This window comes from Xenorhabdus anantnagensis (assembly GCF_028598555.1).
Taxonomy (GTDB): Bacteria; Pseudomonadota; Gammaproteobacteria; order Enterobacterales; family Enterobacteriaceae; genus Xenorhabdus; species Xenorhabdus anantnagensis.
Window position 1 is genome coordinate 18,035 of the sequence record NZ_JAQRFN010000030.1, and the last position, 21,151, is coordinate 39,185.

Annotated in this window: 16 protein-coding genes and 2 tRNA genes; 6 read left to right on the plus strand and 12 right to left on the minus strand. The window is 43.9% G+C overall.

The genetic code is table 11. The features are described from left to right. Nucleotides 1-613: 613 nt before the first annotated feature. Entirely contained in the window at nucleotides 614-940 is a 327-nt protein-coding gene (gene trxA / locus PSI14_RS16910) for a thioredoxin TrxA (protein WP_273577021.1), read from the minus strand. 118 nt (nucleotides 941-1,058) lie between these two features. On the opposite strand from trxA, the gene rhlB reads away from it, so the two are divergent. Together rhlB and gppA are read left to right on the plus strand one after the other, a co-directional pair. Beyond that, complete coding sequence (rhlB, locus tag PSI14_RS16915; protein WP_273577022.1) at nucleotides 1,059-2,342, plus strand: ATP-dependent RNA helicase RhlB; 1,284 nt, start codon at nucleotides 1,059-1,061, stop codon at nucleotides 2,340-2,342. 57 nt (nucleotides 2,343-2,399) lie between these two features. Beyond that, the gene (gene gppA, locus PSI14_RS16920) at nucleotides 2,400-3,908 is read left to right on the plus strand and encodes a guanosine-5'-triphosphate,3'-diphosphate diphosphatase (RefSeq protein ID WP_273577023.1); all 1,509 of its coding nucleotides are present in this window, start codon (nucleotides 2,400-2,402) and stop codon (nucleotides 3,906-3,908) included. Between the two features lie 72 nt (nucleotides 3,909-3,980). Here the strand turns inward: gppA and rep are convergent, their stop codons facing one another. Further along, nucleotides 3,981-6,011 carry a DNA helicase Rep gene (gene rep / locus PSI14_RS16925; RefSeq protein ID WP_273577024.1) on the minus strand — a complete coding sequence of 677 codons (2,031 nt, stop codon included), beginning with the start codon at nucleotides 6,009-6,011 and terminating at the stop codon, nucleotides 3,981-3,983. 694 nt (nucleotides 6,012-6,705) lie between these two features. Here rep and PSI14_RS16930 point away from each other — a divergent pair. Further along, complete coding sequence (locus PSI14_RS16930; RefSeq protein WP_273577026.1) at nucleotides 6,706-7,821, plus strand: histone deacetylase-like amidohydrolase; 1,116 nt, start codon at nucleotides 6,706-6,708, stop codon at nucleotides 7,819-7,821. Between the two features lie 54 nt (nucleotides 7,822-7,875). On the opposite strand, the gene ilvC is transcribed toward PSI14_RS16930, so the two are convergent. Continuing rightward, nucleotides 7,876-9,369 (minus strand): ketol-acid reductoisomerase, encoded by a 1,494-nt coding sequence (gene ilvC, locus PSI14_RS16935; RefSeq protein WP_273577028.1) that lies wholly within the window; start codon nucleotides 9,367-9,369, stop codon nucleotides 7,876-7,878. Between the two features lie 156 nt (nucleotides 9,370-9,525). Between ilvC and ilvY the strand changes: the two genes are divergently transcribed. Further along, a complete protein-coding gene (ilvY, locus tag PSI14_RS16940) occupies nucleotides 9,526-10,407 on the plus strand; it encodes an HTH-type transcriptional activator IlvY (RefSeq protein ID WP_273577029.1) in 882 nt (293 codons plus the stop codon). Between the two features lie 206 nt (nucleotides 10,408-10,613). Here the strand turns inward: ilvY and ilvA are convergent, their stop codons facing one another. The 6 genes from ilvA to PSI14_RS16970 all read right to left on the minus strand — a co-directional run bounded on the left by ilvA (nucleotide 10,614) and on the right by PSI14_RS16970 (nucleotide 17,234). Next, nucleotides 10,614-12,161 (minus strand): threonine ammonia-lyase, biosynthetic, encoded by a 1,548-nt coding sequence (gene ilvA, locus PSI14_RS16945; protein WP_370688876.1) that lies wholly within the window; start codon nucleotides 12,159-12,161, stop codon nucleotides 10,614-10,616. Between the two features lie 2 nt (nucleotides 12,162-12,163). Next, entirely contained in the window at nucleotides 12,164-14,014 is a 1,851-nt protein-coding gene (gene ilvD, locus PSI14_RS16950; RefSeq protein WP_273577030.1) for a dihydroxy-acid dehydratase, read from the minus strand. Between the two features lie 133 nt (nucleotides 14,015-14,147). Further along, on the minus strand, nucleotides 14,148-15,077 hold the full coding sequence (locus PSI14_RS16955; protein WP_273577031.1) for a branched-chain amino acid transaminase: 930 nt from the start codon (nucleotides 15,075-15,077) through the stop codon (nucleotides 14,148-14,150). Between the two features lie 24 nt (nucleotides 15,078-15,101). Then, complete coding sequence (ilvM, locus tag PSI14_RS16960) at nucleotides 15,102-15,359, minus strand: acetolactate synthase 2 small subunit (protein ID WP_273553295.1); 258 nt, start codon at nucleotides 15,357-15,359, stop codon at nucleotides 15,102-15,104. Next, nucleotides 15,356-17,002, minus strand: coding sequence for an acetolactate synthase 2 catalytic subunit (gene ilvG, locus PSI14_RS16965; protein WP_273577032.1), 1,647 nt, complete (start codon nucleotides 17,000-17,002; stop codon nucleotides 15,356-15,358). The genes ilvM and ilvG overlap by 4 nt, the downstream gene beginning before the upstream one ends. A gap of 136 nt (nucleotides 17,003-17,138) precedes the next feature. Next, nucleotides 17,139-17,234, minus strand: a complete 96-nt coding sequence (locus PSI14_RS16970) for an IlvGEDA operon leader peptide (protein ID WP_139204056.1) — start codon at nucleotides 17,232-17,234, stop codon at nucleotides 17,139-17,141. Nucleotides 17,235-17,837: 603 nt separating this feature from the next. Here PSI14_RS16970 and PSI14_RS16975 point away from each other — a divergent pair. Further along, nucleotides 17,838-19,364: a YifB family Mg chelatase-like AAA ATPase gene (locus tag PSI14_RS16975; RefSeq protein WP_273577034.1), complete on the plus strand. Its 1,527-nt coding sequence runs from the start codon at nucleotides 17,838-17,840 to the stop codon at nucleotides 19,362-19,364. A 66-nt stretch (nucleotides 19,365-19,430) separates the two neighbouring features. On the opposite strand, the gene PSI14_RS16980 is transcribed toward PSI14_RS16975, so the two are convergent. Continuing rightward, nucleotides 19,431-19,769 (minus strand): MaoP family protein, encoded by a 339-nt coding sequence (locus tag PSI14_RS16980; RefSeq protein WP_273553291.1) that lies wholly within the window; start codon nucleotides 19,767-19,769, stop codon nucleotides 19,431-19,433. A gap of 116 nt (nucleotides 19,770-19,885) precedes the next feature. On the opposite strand from PSI14_RS16980, the gene hdfR reads away from it, so the two are divergent. Next, a complete protein-coding gene (gene hdfR / locus PSI14_RS16985) occupies nucleotides 19,886-20,722 on the plus strand; it encodes an HTH-type transcriptional regulator HdfR (protein WP_273577036.1) in 837 nt (278 codons plus the stop codon). 215 nt (nucleotides 20,723-20,937) lie between these two features. Here hdfR and PSI14_RS16990 read toward each other — a convergent pair. Continuing rightward, nucleotides 20,938-21,013: transfer RNA gene (locus PSI14_RS16990), tRNA-Trp, on the minus strand. Between the two features lie 8 nt (nucleotides 21,014-21,021). Then, a tRNA-Asp gene (locus tag PSI14_RS16995) sits at nucleotides 21,022-21,098 on the minus strand. Nucleotides 21,099-21,151 lie beyond the last annotated feature (53 nt).

The window sequence follows — 21,151 nt, forward strand, 5'->3', positions numbered from 1 at the left end:
TTTTCACTATCTATGTCGTCTAACTCTATGTCTTCTAACTATCTATGTCTATCTATGTCTATCTATGTGCCATATGTTATAACTATCTATAATGTAAATACAATTCTATAATGCAGACACTATTATAAGGTTATAACAGTGGTCACTATTTCAGCATACACATTCAGCATAGACACTTTTAACATAAACGTTTTTTAACACAAACATCGTAAACGAATTTTATATCGAATATGTGAAGACTCAATATAAAAATGCCTAGGATAAAAACACTCTGCTTAAAGATGTTCAGCATTAGAACGCTATGGGTGTACTAAGCTATATACTGGATTACTCGTATATAAACTCAGAAATTTTACCAAATGCGATATGCCATCAGATACTTCAGGTGGACCCAGAGATAACAGATTTATCAGACACTACAGATTGTTTAGTATGCAACACGCTTAATGTCAACTCTTTATAGCAGAATATCAAATAAAGAATTCACTCAAGCGAAGCTTCATATAAGCACATGGTTGCTAACTTACCACGCTTCGTAGCAGACGTCTAGCGGTCAATCGGATAAATCACCTCATACGCTAAACGCCCGTAATTCCTGTGACCTGCCTCTAAATTAGAGGTGTGGTTCCAAAAACTCTTTCAGTTGAGTTTTTGACAAAGCCCCCACTTTTACTGCAACCTTCTCACCACCTTTAAACAGAATCAGTGTTGGGATACCACGAATACCGTATTCTGGGGCTGTTGCTGGGTTATCATCAACGTTCAGCTTGCCAATCGTTAGTTTTCCTGCGTATTCTGCTGAAATTTCATCCAGAATAGGGGCAATCATTTTGCAAGGGCCACACCATTCAGCCCAGAAATCAACGAGAACAGGGCCTTCTGCTTTCAGTACATCATTTTCAAAACCAGCATCAGTTAGATGGATAATATTTGTATTCATTTTTTGCTCCAAGAGTAAAATCTTTTACAGTGTAAGTGTACATTGATCAACAAAGGGTGTCTTTATTTCAGCGGATACACTTTCTTAAAGCAATAGTTAACTGATATTCTACCTCACTATGAGCAAAACACATTTGACAGAAAAGAAGTTTTCCGACTTCACATTGCACCCCAAAGTATTAGAAGCCCTTGATAAAAATGGGTTTTCCAACTGCACGCCGATACAGGCGCTGACATTGCCTTTTACTGTCGAAGGCCGAGATGTTGCGGGGCAAGCACAAACCGGAACGGGCAAGACGCTGGCATTTCTGGCATCTACTTTTAATTATTTATTGACCCATCCTGCGTCAAAAGAGCATAAAACCAATCAGCCAAGAGCGCTGATTATGGCACCTACCCGCGAATTGGCAGTTCAGATATACTCCGACGCAGAAGGATTGGCAAAAGTCACTGGGTTGAAAATGGGTCTTGCCTACGGCGGCGATGGCTATGATAAGCAGCTGAAGGTACTGGCAGCTGGCGTCGATATCGTAGTTGGCACAACAGGACGCCTGATCGATTACACAAAACAGGGCCATATCCATCTTGGTGCCATTCAGGTTGTTGTGCTTGATGAAGCTGATCGCATGTATGACTTGGGCTTTATCAAAGATATTCGCTGGTTGTTCCGCCGACTCCCTATTGCCGCAGAAAGAATGAATTTGCTGTTTTCTGCAACTTTGTCTTACCGAGTACGTGAACTGGCTTTTGAACAGATGAATAATCCTGAGTATGTGGAAGTAGAACCTCTGCAAAAAACAGGACACCGTATCCAGGAAGAGCTATTTTATCCTTCCAATGAAGAAAAAATGCGTCTGCTACAGACTCTGCTAGAAGAAGAATGGCCTGATCGCTGCATCATTTTTGCCAATACCAAGCACCGCTGTGAAGATATCTGGGCTCATTTGGCTGCCGACGGTCATCGTGTTGGTCTGCTGACCGGTGATGTAGCGCAGAAAAAACGCCTGCGTATTCTTGAGGAATTCAGTCAGGGCAATCTGGACATTCTGGTTGCCACTGATGTTGCCGCTCGTGGGCTACATATCTCATCTGTAACACACGTATTTAACTATGATCTACCGGATGACTGTGAAGATTATGTCCACCGGATTGGCCGGACAGGTCGTGCTGGAGAAAGTGGATACTCCATTAGTCTGGCATGTGAAGAGTATGTGCTGAACTTACCGGGCATTGAAGAATATATCCAGCACCAGATACCTGTCAGCAAATATAACAGTGATGCACTGCTAAACGATCTGCCTATACCTAAGCGCCGTAATCGCGCTCGCTCAGGGGGACACCCTCGGCGTACCAGCATGCCACGCCGTGGTAATGCAACGCGCAACCGTAAGCGCCCAAGCTAAAATGATGCAATGATGAAATAATACCATGCTAAAATAACACAAGCCGGAATAAATACTATGCTGAGTGCTTCTTCGCTTTATGCGGCTATCGATTTAGGCTCAAACAGTTTTCATATGCTGGTTGTCCGTGAAGTATCCGGCAGCATTCAAGTCGTCACCCGCATCAAACGCAAAGTCAGGCTGGCTGCCGGATTGGATAAAAATAACCATTTATCACAACAGGCAATGGAACGGGGATGGCAATGTTTGCGCCTCTTTTTCGAATATTTGCAGGATATCCCTGCCACGCAGATCCGCGTTGTTGCTACAGCAACCTTGAGACTTGCAGAAAATTCGGATGAATTTGTCAGGAAAGCCTCAGAGATATTGGGCACCCCAATCCATGTGATCCGTGGCGAAGAAGAAGCTCAGTTAATTTATCAAGGTGTTGCTCACACTACTGGTGGGCCTGAAAACCGACTTGTTGTAGATATTGGTGGTGCCAGTACCGAATTGGTAACAGGTGTCGGAGCCAAAGCCAATCAGCTCTTTAGCCTTGAAATGGGCTGTGTCACCTGGCTGGAACGTTATTTCAATGATCGCAGCCTGACAGAAGAAAACTTTGCCAACGCAGAAACTGCCGCACATGATATTCTCGGCTCCGTCACTACTAAGCTGCTTGAGCAAGGCTGGAAAATTTGCGTGGGTGCTTCCGGCACAGTACAGGCCTTGCAGGAAATTATGATTGCTCAAGGAATGGATGAACTAATCACCCTCCCCAAGCTCCAGCAACTCAAACATCAGGCGATTGAGTGCGGCAAGTTGGAAGAGTTGGAAATCGATGGGCTGACACTGGAGCGGGCATTGGTTTTTCCAAGTGGATTAGCAATCTTAATTGCCGTTTTTCAAGCATTGAATATCGAAAGCATGATATTGGCAGGTGGCGCGCTGCGTGAAGGTCTGGTTTACGGGATGTTGGATTTACCGATTGAACAGGATATTCGTGCAAGAACCCTGCGCAATATTCAGCAACGTTTTCAACTGGATATTGAGCAAGCACAGCGTGTCAAACAGTTGGCTGAAAATTTTTGCCAACAAATTGCCAAGCCATGGAAACTGGACGAGCGCTGTCGTGAGTTATTGAATAGTGCATGCTTGCTCCATGAAATAGGCCTATTTATTGATTTTCGTCAGGGGCCTGCACATTCTGCTTATTTAATCAGCCACTTGGATCTGCCTGGTTATACTCCGGCCCAAAAACGTCTGCTGACTACGTTATTGAAAAATCAAAGCGGCCCGGTGGATTTAGCATCGCTCAGTCAGCAAAATGCCGTGCGGCCGCTACAGGCGCAGCGGTTATGCCGCTTATTACGGCTGGCAATTATTTTCGCCAGCCGCCGACGGGATGACTCGTTGCCAGCTTTGCGGTTACAGGTGGAAAATGAAACTCTCATTATCACCTTGCCCCATCAATGGCAGATGAAACACCCACTCAGAACTGAAGCATTACAGCAAGAAATGAAGTGGCAGGGTTATGTCCAATGGTTATTGTTCTTTGAGGAACAAAATAACTCTCGTCTGGACTGAAGTTTGCTTTATTCCCTGCATCCCCTGCATTTATCCACAAATGCAGGGTTATCATCTCGCTAATCATACAACTTATTTATTACCGTTTTTCTGCCCGAGTCCCAAACGTGATTTAATGTCAGCAAGGCGCGATTGCCCCTGTATCATCCGTTCTTCCGCACTAATCACTCGCTTACCCTGCGGCCAGTGCAAATCATCCTGTGGCAATTCAAGCAAGAATCTGCTCGGTTCCGGACGAATAAGTTCACCAAACTGGCGACGTTCTTTGCTAAGAGTGAAAAAAAGTTCTCTCTGCGCACGGGTAATACCCACATACGCCAAACGACGCTCTTCCTCAATGTTGTCTTCATCAATGCTGCTCTGATGTGGCAACAAACCTTCTTCCATGCCAACCAAGAAAACATAGGGAAACTCCAGCCCCTTGGAAGCATGTAGTGTCATTAACTGAACCTGATCCAAACCTTCATCTTCCTCGCCTCTCTCCAGCATATCCCGCAATGTAAAACGCGCCACGACTTGGGAAAGGGTCATTGGTTCATTCAGGTCATCTCCTTCAAGCATTTCACTCATCCAAGTGAAGAGTTGATTGACGTTCTTCATTCTCATTTCAGCCGCTTTTGGGCTGGGAGAAGTTTCATATAACCAAGTTTCGTAATCCATGCCACACAATAGGTCTCTCACTGCCAGCAATGGTTCTCGTTCCGCCTGACGGGATATTTCGTCCATCCAGTGGGTAAAGCGCTGCAATGCAGCCAGACCACGTCCGCTTAAATGCTGTTCCAGACCAAGATCAAAACTGGCTTGATATAAGCTCTTGTTACGCTGATTCGCCCACTCACCCAATTTTTGGATTGTTACAGCACCGATTTCTCGCCTTGGTGTATTGACGATACGCAAAAATGCACTGTCATCCCCTGGATTGGACAAAACACGCAAGTAAGAAAGCAAGTCTTTGATTTCAGGCCGAGAAAAGAATGATGTTCCTCCCGAAATCCGGTAAGGAATACGGTTCTGCATCAATATTTTTTCGAAGATACGAGATTGGTGATTACCACGATATAAAATGGCGTAATCTTTATATTCCGTTTTATTGATAAAGTGGTGAGCAATCAACTCCCCCACTACCCGCTCCGCTTCATGATCTTCATTATTTGCTTCGATCACTCTGAGTGGATCACCATAACCCAATTCTGAAAAGAGTTTTTTCGCAAAAACATGGGGATTGTTAGCTATCAGAATATTCGCCGCTTTCAATATCCGCCCTGATGAACGGTAATTCTGTTCCAGCTTAATCACATTCAACTGCGGGAAATCTTCTTTCAATAGGATCAAGTTCTGTGGACGAGCACCACGCCATGAATAAATGGACTGATCGTCATCACCAACTACCGTAAAACGTACCCGACTACCAACCAACAATTTCACAAGCTGATACTGACTAGTGTTCGTATCCTGATATTCATCCACCAGCAAGTAACGAATTTTATTCTGCCAGCGCTCCCTGACTTCTTCATCGCGCATTAACAACAAAGTTGGTTTGGTAATCAGATCATCAAAATCGAGAACATTACAACTATTCAGATGCAGGTCATAGCGACGGTAACATTCTGCAAACTGGTGTTCCTGCGCTGAACCGGCCATCCTCATCACCTGCTCTGGTGACATTAAATCATTCTTCCAGTTAGAAATGCTCGAAACCAGTTTTTGCAGCAGATCCTTATCTTCTTCCAACAAATCGGCTGTAAGATCTTTCAACAAAGCCATCTGATCTTGGTCATCAAACAGTGAAAAATTGCTTTTCATTCCCAGCGCTTTATATTCACGCTTGACGATCTCCAAACCCAAGGTATGGAAAGTCGAGATCATCAACCCTTGTGTTTCCTTACGGCCCAAGGTTTGAGCAACACGTTCTTTCATCTCACGTGCCGCTTTATTAGTAAAAGTGACTGCTGCAATATGGCGGGCCTGATAACCGCAAGCGCGGATCAGGTGGGCAATTTTATTGGTGATCACTCGGGTCTTGCCAGAGCCAGCACCCGCCAGAACCAGACAAGGCCCTGTTACAAATTCAACCGCTTGTTGTTGGTTTGGATTTAATCGCATACTGTTTCGAAAACTATATTAGGATGAAAGATTGGGGAACGGAATTGTAACAGAAAGCAGGGCTGACTAGGCGGTTTTATTTACATCAGTGAATTATTTCAAGCTAAAATAAAAAAGTGCATCAATATAGATGACTTTTAAGATAGGACTCATAATGATTGTAGTAGATTTTATTTCTGATGGATGAATAAGAAACTGAAAAAATACCTCTTTACGGTATCCTGTCTACATTCATCTTCTTTGTTACCCTTTACATAAATAAACATCAACCAATGGCAGTAGCCACAACATCGCTCATCCCTTTGTTATTTATGATATTTCACCCCGAATTAAAACAAGCTGGAAAAGTAGAGAATCAAATCATATATTATTCATTACCTTGCCGGATAGCAGCCGCTAATATCATATTTAGGCTTTTCATATAAATATCAGATCATCACATCAAGAACATTCATTTATTATTAATCTATGTGATAAATCACAAGGATAATTTTTTTAAATTAATCTAAATTATTCAGGCTAAATATATCAATATTGATTCTACTGTAATTAGAAGACATAGAGTCTGTTTAACCTCATTAAGGTTATAGCAATCATTACGTTTATTGACACACAGCTACTCACACACAATCAATATACCCAATAAATTTCAAATTGCAGATTGAAAGATAAAGGGGTTCAAAGAGGATGTAATATGTTACGTAAAACAGGCTTTTTCTTTGATGAACTTTGTTTCTGGCATAACTCTGGGTTACCACATGTAGCCGTATTTCCCGTTGGGGGCTGGATACAACCACCGAGCAGTGCAGGACACGCAGAATCACCAGAAACTAAACGCAGAATGAAAAATTTAATGGATGTATCAGGTTTAAGCCGCTCACTGCAACTGAGTGGTGCTGAACCTCTTGATGATACAGCATTAAGACTAGTTCATACCGAAGAGTATTTACAGCGTTTTAAGTCCATGAGTGATAATGGCGGAGGGATATTGGGATCTGAAGCGCCAATGGGACAAGGTAGTTATGAAATCGCCAAATTGTCCGCCGGGCTCACCTATGCTGCGGTAAAAGCCGTGTTACAAGGTGAATTGGATAATGCTTACAGTCTTTCACGTCCTCCCGGACACCACTGCCTGCCAGATCAAGCGATGGGATTCTGTTTCCTTGCCAACATTGCCCTTGCCATTGAGTACGCCAAAGAGCAGCTTGGCGTTGGTCGAGTTGCCGTCATTGACTGGGATGTTCACCACGGTAATGGGACACAGCATATATTCTGGGAGCGTGACGATGTTTTGACAATTTCACTGCATCAAGATGGCTGTTATCCCGAAGGCTACAGTGGTGAGGAAGATATCGGAGCTGGCAAAGGGGAAGGTTTCAATATCAATATCCCATTGATGGCGGGTGCCGGACACAATAATTATCTCTATGCCATGGATCAAATTGTGCTCCCTGCACTACGGCATTACCAACCAGAGCTGATCATCGTTGCTTGCGGCTATGATGCCAATGCGTTTGATCCTCTGGCACGGATGCAGTTGCACAGTGACAGTTTCCGTGAAATGACCCGCAAGGTACAACAGGCAGCCGATGAACTGTGTCATGGCAAATTAGTCATCGTTCACGAAGGGGGTTATTCCGAAGCCTATGTACCTTTTTGTGGATTAGCCGTCATGGAGGAATTAAGCGGCATTCGTACTGAAGTCAACGATCCCGTGCTGAACTTGATCCAATTGCAGCAACCGAAAAAACGATTTGAAGAATTTCAGCGTCAAGCTCTTGATGAACTGAAACTGAAATTTGATCTATAAAGATTAAAAATATACCTGCCCGATAAAATAATTTCGGGCAGGATACACAACATATTAGCCACCGACAGCGATGCGTTTCATGTCCGTCATATAACCACGCAAAGTACGGCCGATAACTTCAATCGGATGGTTACGGATCGCTTCATTCACATCACGTAATTGCGAATTGTCGATACCACGATCTGCAACTGCTTTTCCTAAATCCCCTGCTTGCAGAGTCGCCATAAATTTCTCTTTCAACAATGGAACTGCAATATAAGAGAATAGGTAGTTACCATATTCCGCTGTATCAGAAATTACCACGTTCATCTCATACAGGCGCTTGCGAGCAATGGTGTTCGCAATCAACGGCAATTCGTGCAGAGATTCGTAATAAGCAGATTCTTCAATAATGCCGGTATCCACCATCGTTTCGAATGCCAGCTCAACCCCAGCTTTGACCATTGCAATCATCAACACGCCGTGGTCAAAGTATTCCTGCTCGCTGATGTTACCGTTGTTGACGTTACCATTACAGTCTGGATAATTCTCAAACGGTGTTTTGCCCGTCTCTTCACGCCAAGTCAGCAAGTTTTTATCGTCATTAGCCCAATCAGCCATCATGGTGGAAGAGAATTCACCAGAAATGATGTCATCCATATGTTTCTGGAACAACGGAGCCAAAATCACTTTCAATTGCTCAGAAAGAGCATAAGCACGTAACTTCGCCGGATTGGAAAGACGATCCATCATCAGCGTAATACCACCCTGCTTCAAAGCTTCCGTAATAGTTTCCCAACCAAACTGGATTAATTTTCCGGCATATCCCGGTTCAGTGCCATCAGCAACCAATTGGTCATAGCACAGAAGAGAACCAGCCTGTAACATGCCACATAAAATGGTTTGTTCCCCCATCAGGTCAGATTTAACTTCGGCCACGAAAGAAGATTCCAGCACACCTGCTCGATGTCCCCCTGTTGCGGCGGCCCACGCTTTCGCGATCGCCATTCCTTCACCTTTTACATCATTTTCTGGATGTACAGCAATCAGGGTAGGTACACCGAATCCGCGCTTATATTCTTCGCGAACTTCTGTACCTGGGCACTTAGGGGCAACCATCACAACGGTAATATCTTTGCGTACCTGCTCACCCACTTCGACAATGTTGAAACCGTGGGAATAACCCAGAGTGGCACCTTCTTTCATCAGGGGTTGAACCGCCTGAACCACCGCAGAATGCTGCTTATCTGGCGTCAGGTTGATAACCAAATCGGCCTGTGGAATTAACTCTTCATAAGTGCCAACTTTGAAACCATTTTCGGTTGCCTTATGCCATGATGGTCGTTTTTCATCAATCGCTTCTTTGCGTAGCGCATAGGCAATATCTAAACCGGAGTCACGCATATTAAGGCCTTGGTTTAGCCCTTGCGCACCACAGCCAACGATCACCACTTTTTTGCCTTTTAAATACCCTGCTTCGTCAGCAAATTCTTCCCGCGCCATAAAACGACATTTGCCTAACTGCGCCAATTGCTGACGCAAATTCAACGTATCAAAATAATTAGCCATGGTGACTCCGATATAATTAGATGTGAGGTTGTTTGCACACAAACAATATATGACATGAAAGCCATTGCTTAAATTGATATATTAACAAGATTACATTGCAGATAATGCAACAAGCTTTCTCACGGCAAAAAACCTCTAGGCAAAAGGCCTCAAACGATGGATCTACGTGATTTAAAACTATTTTTACACCTTGCGGAAAGTTGTCACTTTGGGCGCTCAGCCAAAGCCATGCACGTCAGTCCATCCACGCTTTCACGCCAAATCCAACGCCTTGAAGAATTATTGGGGCACCCGCTTTTTCTGCGGGATAACCGAACAGTAAAATTAACCTCCGCTGGTGAACAACTCAAACAATTTGCTCAGCAAACTCTCCTGCAATATAAGCAGCTACAGCATTCATTAAACCACCAAAGTCCATCACTGACGGGAGAGTTGCGGCTATTCTGTTCGGTCACGGCTGCGTATAGCCACCTGCCACAAGTCTTAGATAAATTTCGAGCGGAGCATCCCTTGGTGGAAATCAAGCTGACAACAGGAGATGCCGCTGATGCCGTTGATAAAGTTCAATCTGATGCAGCAGATTTGGGTATTGCAGGCAAGCCGGAAAAATTGCCTGATAATGTCCGTTTTACCAAAATAGGTGAAGTACCGCTGGTACTGATTGCGCCCTCACTGCCTTGCGCCGTGAGAACCCTCGCTACACAGGAATCCCCCGACTGGAATAGCATCCCGTTTATTCTGCCCGAGCACGGCCCTTCCCGCAAACGCATTGAGTTTTGGTTCCGTCGGCATAAGATCCTGCACCCCGTAATTTACGCGACAGTTTCCGGTCATGAAGCGATAGTTTCCATGGTGGCACTAGGCTGTGGGATTGCGTTAATCCCTGCGGTTGTTGTCGAAAATAGCCCTGAACCTGTGCACAACCGTATCTCACTACTGGAAAATATTTCACTGGTCGAACCATTTGAATTGGGTGTCTGTGTGTTGAATAAGCGCTTGAATGAACCGTTAGTTAAAGCATTCTGGGAGCTGTTGTAGTTTAGAAATCTTATATATTCTAATGGACTTCAAGATGCAGCCAACAAAGCTGCAACTTGAAGTCCATAGAATATAATAGAAAAAGTAGTGGAAGAGATACTGCCAACATCGTCGCTTATTACAGGAAAAAGAATAGAATAAAATCAGCAAAATACCTCCATATAACAAGAGGCTATTTTGCTTTTTATTACTTTGCTATTTATTGCTTAAGTCAAAAATAATTTAAATGAGGAATTATCTGTTTCATCATGATATTCATAGCCCAGCGCATCTAAATGGCGATCAAAACGCACTTCTGGCCCTGAAAGTTCAAAAGCAGCCAATACACGCCCATAATCCGTGCCGTGGCTACGGTAATGAAACAGAGTGATATTCCAATGAGTCCCCAGTGTCTGCAAAAATTTCAGCAAAGCCCCCGGAGATTCAGGGAAGGCAAAGCTAAACAACCGCTCCTGCAATGGCTTGGATGGCCTGCCTCCGATCATGTAACGCACATGTAACTTTGCCATTTCATCATCGGTAAAATCAGCGACTTGATATCCCGATGATTTTAACTCTTCAATGATTTCACGACGTTCAGCATTTCCTCTGCTCAATCTGATACCAACAAAAATACAGGCTTGGTTTGGATCTGTTGCATCCGAATAACGATAACTGAATTCAGTCACGACGCGAGTACCCAGCATCTGGCAAAATTGCAAGAAACTCCCCTTTTGTTCAGGAATAGTCACCGCCAGCAAGGCTTCGCGTTGCTCCCCAAGCTCACAACGTTCTGAAACGTAACGCAACCCATGAAAATTCACATTGGCACCAGAAAGAATATGCGCCAACCGCTCTCCCTGAATCTGATGTTGCTGGATATATTTTTTCAAGCCCGCCAGTGCCAGCGCGCCAGAAGGTTCTGCTATCGCCCTGACATCTTCAAAAATGTCTTTCATGGCGGCACAGATAGCATCACTGTCCACCGTAATGACATCATCGACATATTGCTGGCATAAACGAAACGTTTCATTGCCAATGCGTTTGACTGCCACACCTTCCGCAAATAATCCAACTCTTGGCAAATCAACCGGATGCCCGGCCTCCAGTGCTGCTTTCAAACAAGCAGAGTCTTCGGCTTCCACTCCAATGATTTTTATTTCGGGTAAAAGCTGTTTGATGAGAACGGCAACCCCTGCGATCAAGCCGCCGCCGCCAACGGGAACAAAGATGCGATCAAGATGAACATCCTGCTGTAGCAGCTCCATCGCCAATGTAGCCTGACCTGCAATCACGACAGGATGGTCAAATGGTGGCACAAAAGTGTAACCGTGCTCTTTTGCCATTTCGATGGCTTTTGCCTTTGCTTCATCGAAATTCGCACCATGCAACAAAACCTCTCCACCAAAATTGCGAACTGCATCGACTTTAATATCCGCTGTTGCTATCGGCATCACAATCGTCGCCTTTATGCCAACCTTATTGGCCGATAATGCAACACCTTGTGCATGGTTGCCTGCGGAAGCCGTAATCACGCCTTTGTTTTTTTGCTCTTCCGTCAAACCTGCAATCATCGCGTACGCACCGCGCAATTTGAAACTATGCACCAACTGGCGATCTTCACGTTTAATCAAAATAGTATTGCCTAAACGAACCGAGATTTTTTTCATTTCCTGTAAAGGAGTGACTTGAGCAACATCATAAACCGGCGCACTCAATGCGGCCTTGAGATATTCCGATCCTTTGGGTTCAGTATTAAGAGGATAAACTGCCACAATCAGCCCCCCAATTTGGTTTTATCACGCACTGCGCCTTTGTCAGCGCTAGTCGCCAAGGAAGCATAAGCTCGTAATGCAAAAGAAACCTGACGCTCACGGGACTTAGGTGTCCACGCCTTATCTCCGCGAGATAATTCAGCCTGTGTACGTTCTGCAAGTTCGTTTTCAGTAACATTCAACTGAATTTTACGGTTTGGAATATCAATATTGATGATATCGCCGTCATGGATCAGCCCAATCAAACCTCCATTTGCCGCTTCTGGAGATACGTGACCAATGGATAACCCCGATGTTCCTCCAGAGAAACGCCCATCCGTAATCAATGCACAACTTTTTCCCAACCCCATGGATTTCAAATATGTAGTGGGATAGAGCATTTCCTGCATACCTGGGCCGCCTTTCGGCCCTTCATAGCGAATGACAACCACGTCACCTGCCACTACTTTTCCACCAAGAATGGCTTCCACTGCATCTTCCTGACTCTCGTAAACCTTAGCTGGGCCTCGGAAAATCAGAATTTCTGCATCAACGCCTGCTGTTTTCACGATGCAACCATCTATTGCAATGTTGCCAAATAAAACTGCCAACCCACCATCCTGACTGTAAGCATGAGTACGCTCACGAATACATCCTGCTTCGCGATCAATATCCAGCGATGGCCAGCGACAATTCTGTGAGAAGGCTTGTGTAGTGCGAATTCCTGCTGGCCCCGCGGAATACATGCTCTTAACACTTTCATCTTCTGTCAGCATGATGTCGTACTGGGCCAACGTTTGTGGCAAATCCAAACCCAAAACATTTTTCACACCGCGATGCAAAAGCCCTGCGCGATCAAGCTCACCAAGAATTCCCATCACACCACCAGCACGGTGTACATCTTCCATATGATATTTCTGAGTACTCGGGGCAACTTTACACAGGTGAGGCACCTGACGAGACAGACGATCAATATCCGCCATGGTGAAATCAATTTCACCTTCCTGCGCAGCAGCCAGCAGATGCAGAACAGTGTTGGTCGAACCGCCCATCGCAATATCCAATGTCATGGCATTTTCGAAGGCGGCTTTGGTCGAAATATTACGCGGGAGAGCACTATCATCATTTTGTTCATAATAGCGTTTAGTCAGTTCAACAATGCGTTTGCCAGCATTGATAAACAGGGCCTTACGATCCGCATGTGTAGCGAGCAGGGAACCATTACCCGGCTGTGAAAGTCCAAGCGCTTCCGTCAGACAATTCATCGAATTCGCCGTAAACATACCAGAGCAAGAACCACACGTCGGACACGCTGAACGTTCGATTTGCTCGCTCTGTTCATCACTGACATTTGGATTGGCGCCCTGAATCATGGCATCGACCAAATCCAGTTTGATAAGTTGCTCGGATAATCGTGTTTTACCCGCCTCCATTGGGCCACCAGAAACAAAAATAACCGGAATATTCAAGCGCAGCGATGCCATCAACATACCTGGAGTGATTTTGTCACAGTTGGAAATGCACACCATGGCATCCGCACAGTGAGCATTGACCATGTATTCCACCGAGTCAGCTATTAGCTCACGCGAAGGCAATGAATAGAGCATTCCACCATGCCCCATTGCGATACCATCATCAACAGCGATGGTATTGAACTCTTTCGCAACACCCCCTGATGCCTCAATCTGTTCTGCCACCAGCTTACCGAGATCACGCAGATGTACGTGTCCTGGCACGAACTGTGTGAATGAGTTAACAACCGCAATAATAGGCTTTCCAAAATCTGCATCCGTCATACCCGTAGCTCGCCATAAAGCCCGGGCTCCCGCCATATTGCGGCCATGAGTCGTCGTGGCAGAACGATATTTAGGCATTGTTTTTACTCCCAAGTCTGTCTTATCAATTAGCTTTAATAATAATTGGCTTAAAAAATCATTAGCTTAAACAATAATTATCTTCAAAAAACCAACAGGCGAGGAACGATCGCCTGTTAGGTTTTATATTTTTTTATTCGGGATTAACAGGATCTAACCAACCCCATTTATCTTCTGTCGTACCATCAAATAAGCCAAAGAACGCGCTTTGAATTTTTTGGGTAATTGGGCCGCGTTTGCCGATACCAACCTGAATACCATCTACGCTACGAACCGGAGTGATCTCCGCAGCAGTTCCTGTCATGAAGACTTCATCCGCTAAATAAAGCGATTCACGAGAAAGTGCTTGTTCACGAATTTCCAGACCAAGATCCTGTGCCAGCTTGATGATGGCATCACGAGTGATACCCGGCAGGGCAGATGACGTAAATGGAGGAGTGAATAGAATTCCATCCTTCACTTCAAATAAGTTTTCGCCCGCCCCTTCTGAAATATAACCATGAACATCCAGTGCAATACCTTCCTGATAACCATGACGTCGCGCTTCGCTCCCCACCAGCAAAGAAGAGAGGTAATTTCCACCCGCTTTTGCGCCTGTAGGGATTGTATTTGCGGCCATGCGATTCCATGAAGAAACCATCGCATCAATGCCCTGCTCCAAAGCTTCCTCACCGAGATAAGCCCCCCACGGGAAAGCGGCAATAATAACGTCTGTTTTATAACCAGCAGGTGGGTTTACGCCCATACCAACATTACCCACAAATACCAGTGGACGAATGTAAGCACTGACTAATTTATTTTTACGGAGTGTTTCACGGCAAGCTTCCATCAATTCATCAACACTTTGGCTCACTGGAAAACGGTAAATTTTGGCTGAGTCATGCAAGCGCTGCATATGTTCACGATGACGAAAAACAACTGGCCCTTTGTGGGAGTCATAGCAACGAATTCCTTCAAATACCGAAGTTCCATAATGTAGGGCATGGGACATAACGTGAACGTTGGCATCTGCCCAAGGCACCATTTCCCCATTGAACCAAATATAATCAGCTTGCTTTGTCATTCTCAGTTTTCCTTCAATGGCGCATTATGCGCTTATTAATTGTGATTCTTTATGTTTGATCTCGACACCAGCAACATCCACCAATTTCATCAATTGGGAAAAAAGTAAATTAACTGGACGCTGACTAGTCACGGTGAGTTCAATATTTACATTATCACTATCTGTTATATGATCCATATTCAATGCATAGATCTGGAATCCGCGATGGCGGGTAACCCTCAGGATCCGTTCCAAAATCTCAGGACAAGACCGCGCCTTAATAGCAAGTTGATGCTGTATCATAATGGCTTCTCCAACATAGTTTCGTTGCTTGCGCCTGGTGGAACCAATGGCCAGACATTCTCTAATTCATCAATAGACACGTGTAATAAATACGCGCCCTCGCTGTTGAACAAAGCATCCAAGGCTTCATTCACTTGTGCTTTATCAGTAATTTTTTGCCCTGGAATACCAAAGGCCTGCGCTAACGTAAGGAAATCAGGATTATCAGTTAAGATTGTTTCGCTATAACGTTTATCAAAAAACAGCTCTTGCCACTGACGAACCATGCCCAATCTTTGGTTATCCAATAAGATCAGCTTGACTGGCAATTGCTTACGTTTAATCGTGCCCAACTCCTGAACATTCATCATGAAAGAGCCATCGCCAGATATGCAGATAACCATATCTTCCGGGCGCGCCATTTGAGCACCAATCGCCGCTGGAATGCCGAATCCCATCGTGCCTAATCCACTTGATGTGATGAAATTCTCTGGCTGACTAAAAGTCATGTGCTGGGCAGCCCACATCTGATGCTGCCCGACATCGGTTGTGATAATGGTATTGGGCGAAGTGCGGTCAGAAACCTGCTTCAACAGCAGTGGAGCGTAAATACTTTTGCCTTGATAGTCATAACGACATGCATGTTCATTTTTTAATTGTTTGATTTCTTGCTGCCAGGCTTGGATCGATAAGGATTGCTGTAAATGAGGCAACAGCGTTTTTAAATCACCCAATAATGAAACGTGAGTTTGGCGTAATTTATTGAATTCAACGGGGTCAATATCCAAATGAATAACTTTGGCATTCGGTGCAAAGGTATTCAGCTTCCCTGTAACACGGTCATCAAAACGCGCACCAGCAGCAATTAACAAATCACAGGATTGAACGGCAAGATTAGCTGCTTTAGCGCCATGCATCCCTAACATTCCTAAATAACATTCGTGTTCAAAATCTGCTGCTCCCAAACCTTTCAATGTGGAAACGACGGGGATACCTGTTTCTGATACAAAATTACGCAATTCAGGAACAGCGCCAGACATGCCAACGCCTCCCCCCACGTACAAAATAGGTTTCCGAGATGAAGCTAACAATTGACGAGCCAACTCCAGCTCTTGTTTTGGGAGAGAAAATTTAGGGGATGTAGGTATAAAATAGGGTGCAAAATTACCCTGAGCCAACTGAATATCTTTTGGTAAATCAACCAGAACAGGGCCAGGACGACCACTCATGGCAATAGTAAAGGCATCGGCTATGATTTGAGGTAGTTTTTCCAGTGAATCAACAAGAAAGCTGTGTTTTGTACAAGAAAGAGACATTCCCAGCATATCGATTTCCTGAAAGGCATCCGTTCCCATAAATTCAGAACTCACCTGACCGGTAATGGCTACGACAGGGACAGAATCCAATAATGCATCAGCCAATCCCGTGATTAAGTTTGTCGCTCCAGGTCCTGATGTCGCAATGCAAACGCCTGGCTTACCACTTGCCCTCGCGTAGCCGATTGCAGCCATAACGGCACCTTGTTCATGGCGGCATAAGATGTGTTCAACACCTCCGTCATACAGCGCATCATAAACTGGCATGATGGCTCCACCAGGATAACCAAAAACTTTTTCAACGCCCTGTGTTCGTAATGCCTCTACAACCGATTGTGCCCCGTTCATTGCCGTCACCCCTGTCATGTTTATCTTATCGTTGGCTGTTGTGATGTTTTGTTATGCCCGCTTCTACGTGTCGAGCCTAAAAAAAACCCCGCGCCTTTCGGTGCGGGGTTTTTCTGGAGTCTGGCTATTCTTCTGTCTAAGCCATTCTTCGTCCTAGTGCAGCCCCGCACGGTGGAATAATCACCACCACGCTCACAATAATTAGGCTAATCACTAGGACAAATGCGTTCATAATTCTATTCGTTTTCAACTCGTATGCTTGACGTATATTTAAGAGTTATCACTTTCTATGATTGTTTACAACGATTATTTTTATTTTTTCATAACAAAATTATTTTTATTTATATTTTTCATTTAGATAACTTAATAAACAGATAAATTCACTGGAACTCATTGATTTTTAGCTTAGAAAAAATCATCATCTGTTTGTTTAGCAACAGAATTAATAAATAAAATAATAAAAATACGAGTTAATCATCTGTATTCATATGACATAGAAAAAATACGATCCAAACCAACTTTGTTGATTCGTGGTTACTATCATTGACAAAATACAGATTCAAAGTTTATTAAATTAATTTTATATATTTTATTTAGTTATAATTCTCAACAGGCATCACTTATTACTATTCGATTTGTTCATCACAAGAGCTTCTACCTGTTAGATTATTCATATATAACATAATGTTATTATTAAAATTCAAACAACTGAATAATTTTCAGTATAGCTATAGCGATAAATATATTTACGAACCTTTTCACAAAATAACGTAAGCCGCCTTTTTATTATTTTTTATCGATTCATGATAGCAGCTTTCTTGCTAAGGAGAGCATCATGACACTTGCCGTCATTCATACAAGGGCAACCATTGGTATTGATTCCCCTATCGTCACGATAGAAGCACATATCAGTAATGGCTTACCCGGCCTCACTCTTGTTGGTTTACCTGAAACTACCGTTAAGGAAGCCAGAGATCGTGTCCGAAGTGCTCTAATCAATAGTGGTTTTACCTATCCCCCCAAAAGAATTACCGTCAATTTAGCACCTGCGGATCTCCCCAAAGAAGGGGGGAGATATGACTTACCTATCGCTATCGCGATTCTAGCAGCATCGGAGCAAATCACGACAGATAAGCTACATGATTATGAATTTTTAGGTGAGTTAGCACTCTCTGGCGAAATACGGCGAGTTATGGGAGCCATTCCCGCCGCATTGAGTGCAAAAAAAGCAGGAAGGCAACTTATTCTCTCCTCAGAAAACCAGGTTGAATTGGCTATTTTGTCCCAGAACGAAACGTTGATAGCAAACCATTTACTTCAAGTTTGTCATTTCTTACAAGGAGAAAAAACGGCTTTATCCTCCCCTTCTCCTGTTGAACCACAAGCCGAGCCATCTGTTTTAGATATATTGGATATTATTGGGCAGGAGCAAGCCAAGCGAACGTTAGAGATCACCGCCGCTGGCGGTCATAATCTCCTGCTACTCGGCCCCCCAGGTACAGGCAAAACCATGCTGGCTAGCCGATTATGTAGCTTATTACCCCCATTGACGCATCAGGAGGCTCTGGATGTCGCTGCAATTAATAGTTTGGCCGGAGGGTTGGTTAATTCTCAAAAATGGCACACACGTCCATTTAGAGCGCCTCACCATAGTTCCTCAATGGCAGCTCTTGTTGGAGGAGGCTCAATACCTAAGCCAGGAGAAATCTCTCTCGCCCACAACGGCGTTTTATTTCTAGACGAATTACCCGAATTTAACCGCAGTGTTCTTGATGCCCTGCGTGAACCATTAGAATCTGGAGAAATAGTAATATCCCGCGCTAGGGCAAAAGTCTGTTTTCCTGCTCAAGTTCAACTGATTGCAGCCATGAACCCTAGCCCAACCGGCTACCATCAGGGGATGCATAACCGAAGTAGTCCACAACAAGTATTGCGCTACCTTTCCAAACTTTCAGGCCCTTTTTTAGATCGCTTTGATCTCTCTATTGAAGTTCCCCTGCTTCCTCCTGGCATTTTAAGTCAGTCATCGACAAAACATGGAGAAAGTAGTTCAGAAGTCAAAAAACGAGTAGTAAAAGCAAGAAAAATACAAATAGAGCGGAGTGGGCATATCAATGCCCATCTCAGTAGCAAACAAACCGAAAATATTTGCAAAATTAGCATGGAAGATGCTGTTTTTCTGGAAAATACGTTATTGAAATTAGGGCTATCTATACGTGCCTGGCACAGAATACTCAGAGTTTCCCGCACAATCGCAGACTTAAAAGACCAAAAAGAAATAGAAAAACCAGATATTATGGAAGCGCTCAGCTACCGAAGTATGGATAGGCTACTTATTCAATTACAGAAACAAGCTGGATAAGCTATAGATTAAGAAAAGGGGCAATTTTTGCCCCTCTTGCGTAGATGATTAATATCAATGATGGTATTAATCATCAGAGTCGGTATAGTCCTCTGCAGAATCAATCTGCGGTTTCCCGCCTGAAAGAGTATGAAAACGTTTTGGACGGCTAATTTTTACCAAATACTTAGCCCATACCTTTTCCTCTAGCGTTGCAGGTGCACGCTCACCACGGCAAACTGAAACAAACAGTTTTTCTTCTTCTGTTTGAGGCTCACGTTTACCAAGGTCCAATTCATTGAACGCATGACCATGACGTTCTAGCAATTGAGCCTCTTTGATGGTGAAATCACCATGACGGGAAAATCCACGTGGATAATTTTTATTATCAAAAAAACGATTAGTCGTGATGAAGCTTTCAGCCATCTGACACACTCCTAACTCTTATGTCATACTAATTATGGCGCGGAGTATTAGGGAGGCTTGACATTCTGTAAAACAAAATATTTGAATCTTAACGACAAAAACTATTGGAGATGCATGTGGACACTGAATTACTGAAAACCTTTTTGGAAGTCAGTAAGACTCGTCACTTTGGTCGGGCAGCTGAATCGCTTTATTTAACACAATCCGCTGTTAGCTTTCGGATCCGCCAACTAGAAAATCAGTTGGGAACCAATTTATTCACACGACATCGCAATAATATCCGCCTAACTGCGGCCGGAGAACGCTTGGTACCTTATGCAGAATCACTAATGAGTACTTGGCAATTGGCGAAGAAGGAAATCAATTATGTCTCCCAGCACATAAAACTTTCTATTGGTGCTACAGCATCCCTATGGGAAAGTTATCTCACATCCTGGCTAAATACATTTTATCAACTCCATCAAGAAACAAGAATCGAATCTCTAGTTTCGACACGCCAGTCGCTAGTCAAGCAATTGCATTCTCGTGAATTAGATCTATTAATTACCACTGAATTGCCCAAAATGGATGAGTTTCAAAGCCAGTTGATAGGTAATATTCAGCTTGTTTTATTAACAACCCAGCATAATCTTGATAAAGGAGTAGAAAATTATATTAAATTGGAATGGGGAGCTGATTTTCATCAGCAAGAACAACAAATTTTAAAAAGCGATCATCCACCTATCATTACAACCACATCAGCACATATTGCCAGAGAATTATTGAATAGCGTTAACGCTACAACCTTCCTCCCTGTACACTGGCAAGAGAAATATCCTGAACTCGTTGCCTCTCCTAATACTAAATTAATAGAACGTCCATTGTATGCTGTATGGTTGCAAAACAGTGACCAACAACCCCTAATCCAGCACTTATTAAAAATACCTGTCGAGAAAGCGCCTGTAACTGCCTGAGAGTGATTTTATAGTAAAAAGAAGGGATTGTGATAAAGAGCGCGCGAAGGAGTAGCGCTATAAATAGAGTAGAATTAAAAGAGATTCGAGATTAAAACTATATGTTAAAGCCACATATTAGAGCCACGTAAAAAATGACAAACAAGAAAAAACCCAGCTAAAATTAGCTGGGCTATTAATCTGAAAGCTATATCAATTATTACTTAGTTGTTAACTGGCAGGGGCGGAGAGGCTCGAACTCCCAACACCCGGTTTTGGAGACCGGTGCTCTACCAATTGAACTACGCCCCTAAATACGGTGGCGGTGCGGACGGGACTCGAACCCGCGACCCCCGGCGTGACAGGCCGGTATTCTAACCAACTGAACTACCGCACCACCGAATTTCTTTCGCCCGGCTGCCTTTTGTGCCGGCAACCGGCGTTTAATTG

What these genes read in the sequence shown, in the direction of transcription:
- trxA (WP_273577021.1), bottom strand. Translation starts at nt 940, where the DNA reads ATGAATACAAATATTATCCATCTAACTGATGCTGGTTTTGAAAATGAT.
- rhlB (WP_273577022.1), top strand. Translation starts at nt 1,059, where the DNA reads ATGAGCAAAACACATTTGACAGAAAAGAAGTTTTCCGACTTCACATTG.
- gppA (WP_273577023.1), top strand. Translation starts at nt 2,400, where the DNA reads ATGCTGAGTGCTTCTTCGCTTTATGCGGCTATCGATTTAGGCTCAAAC.
- rep (WP_273577024.1), bottom strand. Translation starts at nt 6,011, where the DNA reads ATGCGATTAAATCCAAACCAACAACAAGCGGTTGAATTTGTAACAGGG.
- PSI14_RS16930 (WP_273577026.1), top strand. Translation starts at nt 6,706, where the DNA reads ATGTTACGTAAAACAGGCTTTTTCTTTGATGAACTTTGTTTCTGGCAT.
- ilvC (WP_273577028.1), bottom strand. Translation starts at nt 9,369, where the DNA reads ATGGCTAATTATTTTGATACGTTGAATTTGCGTCAGCAATTGGCGCAG.
- ilvY (WP_273577029.1), top strand. Translation starts at nt 9,526, where the DNA reads ATGGATCTACGTGATTTAAAACTATTTTTACACCTTGCGGAAAGTTGT.
- ilvD (WP_273577030.1), bottom strand. Translation starts at nt 14,014, where the DNA reads ATGCCTAAATATCGTTCTGCCACGACGACTCATGGCCGCAATATGGCG.
- PSI14_RS16955 (WP_273577031.1), bottom strand. Translation starts at nt 15,077, where the DNA reads ATGACAAAGCAAGCTGATTATATTTGGTTCAATGGGGAAATGGTGCCT.
- ilvM (WP_273553295.1), bottom strand. Translation starts at nt 15,359, where the DNA reads ATGATACAGCATCAACTTGCTATTAAGGCGCGGTCTTGTCCTGAGATT.
- ilvG (WP_273577032.1), bottom strand. Translation starts at nt 17,002, where the DNA reads ATGAACGGGGCACAATCGGTTGTAGAGGCATTACGAACACAGGGCGTT.
- PSI14_RS16970 (WP_139204056.1), bottom strand. Translation starts at nt 17,234, where the DNA reads ATGAACGCATTTGTCCTAGTGATTAGCCTAATTATTGTGAGCGTGGTG.
- PSI14_RS16975 (WP_273577034.1), top strand. Translation starts at nt 17,838, where the DNA reads ATGACACTTGCCGTCATTCATACAAGGGCAACCATTGGTATTGATTCC.
- PSI14_RS16980 (WP_273553291.1), bottom strand. Translation starts at nt 19,769, where the DNA reads ATGGCTGAAAGCTTCATCACGACTAATCGTTTTTTTGATAATAAAAAT.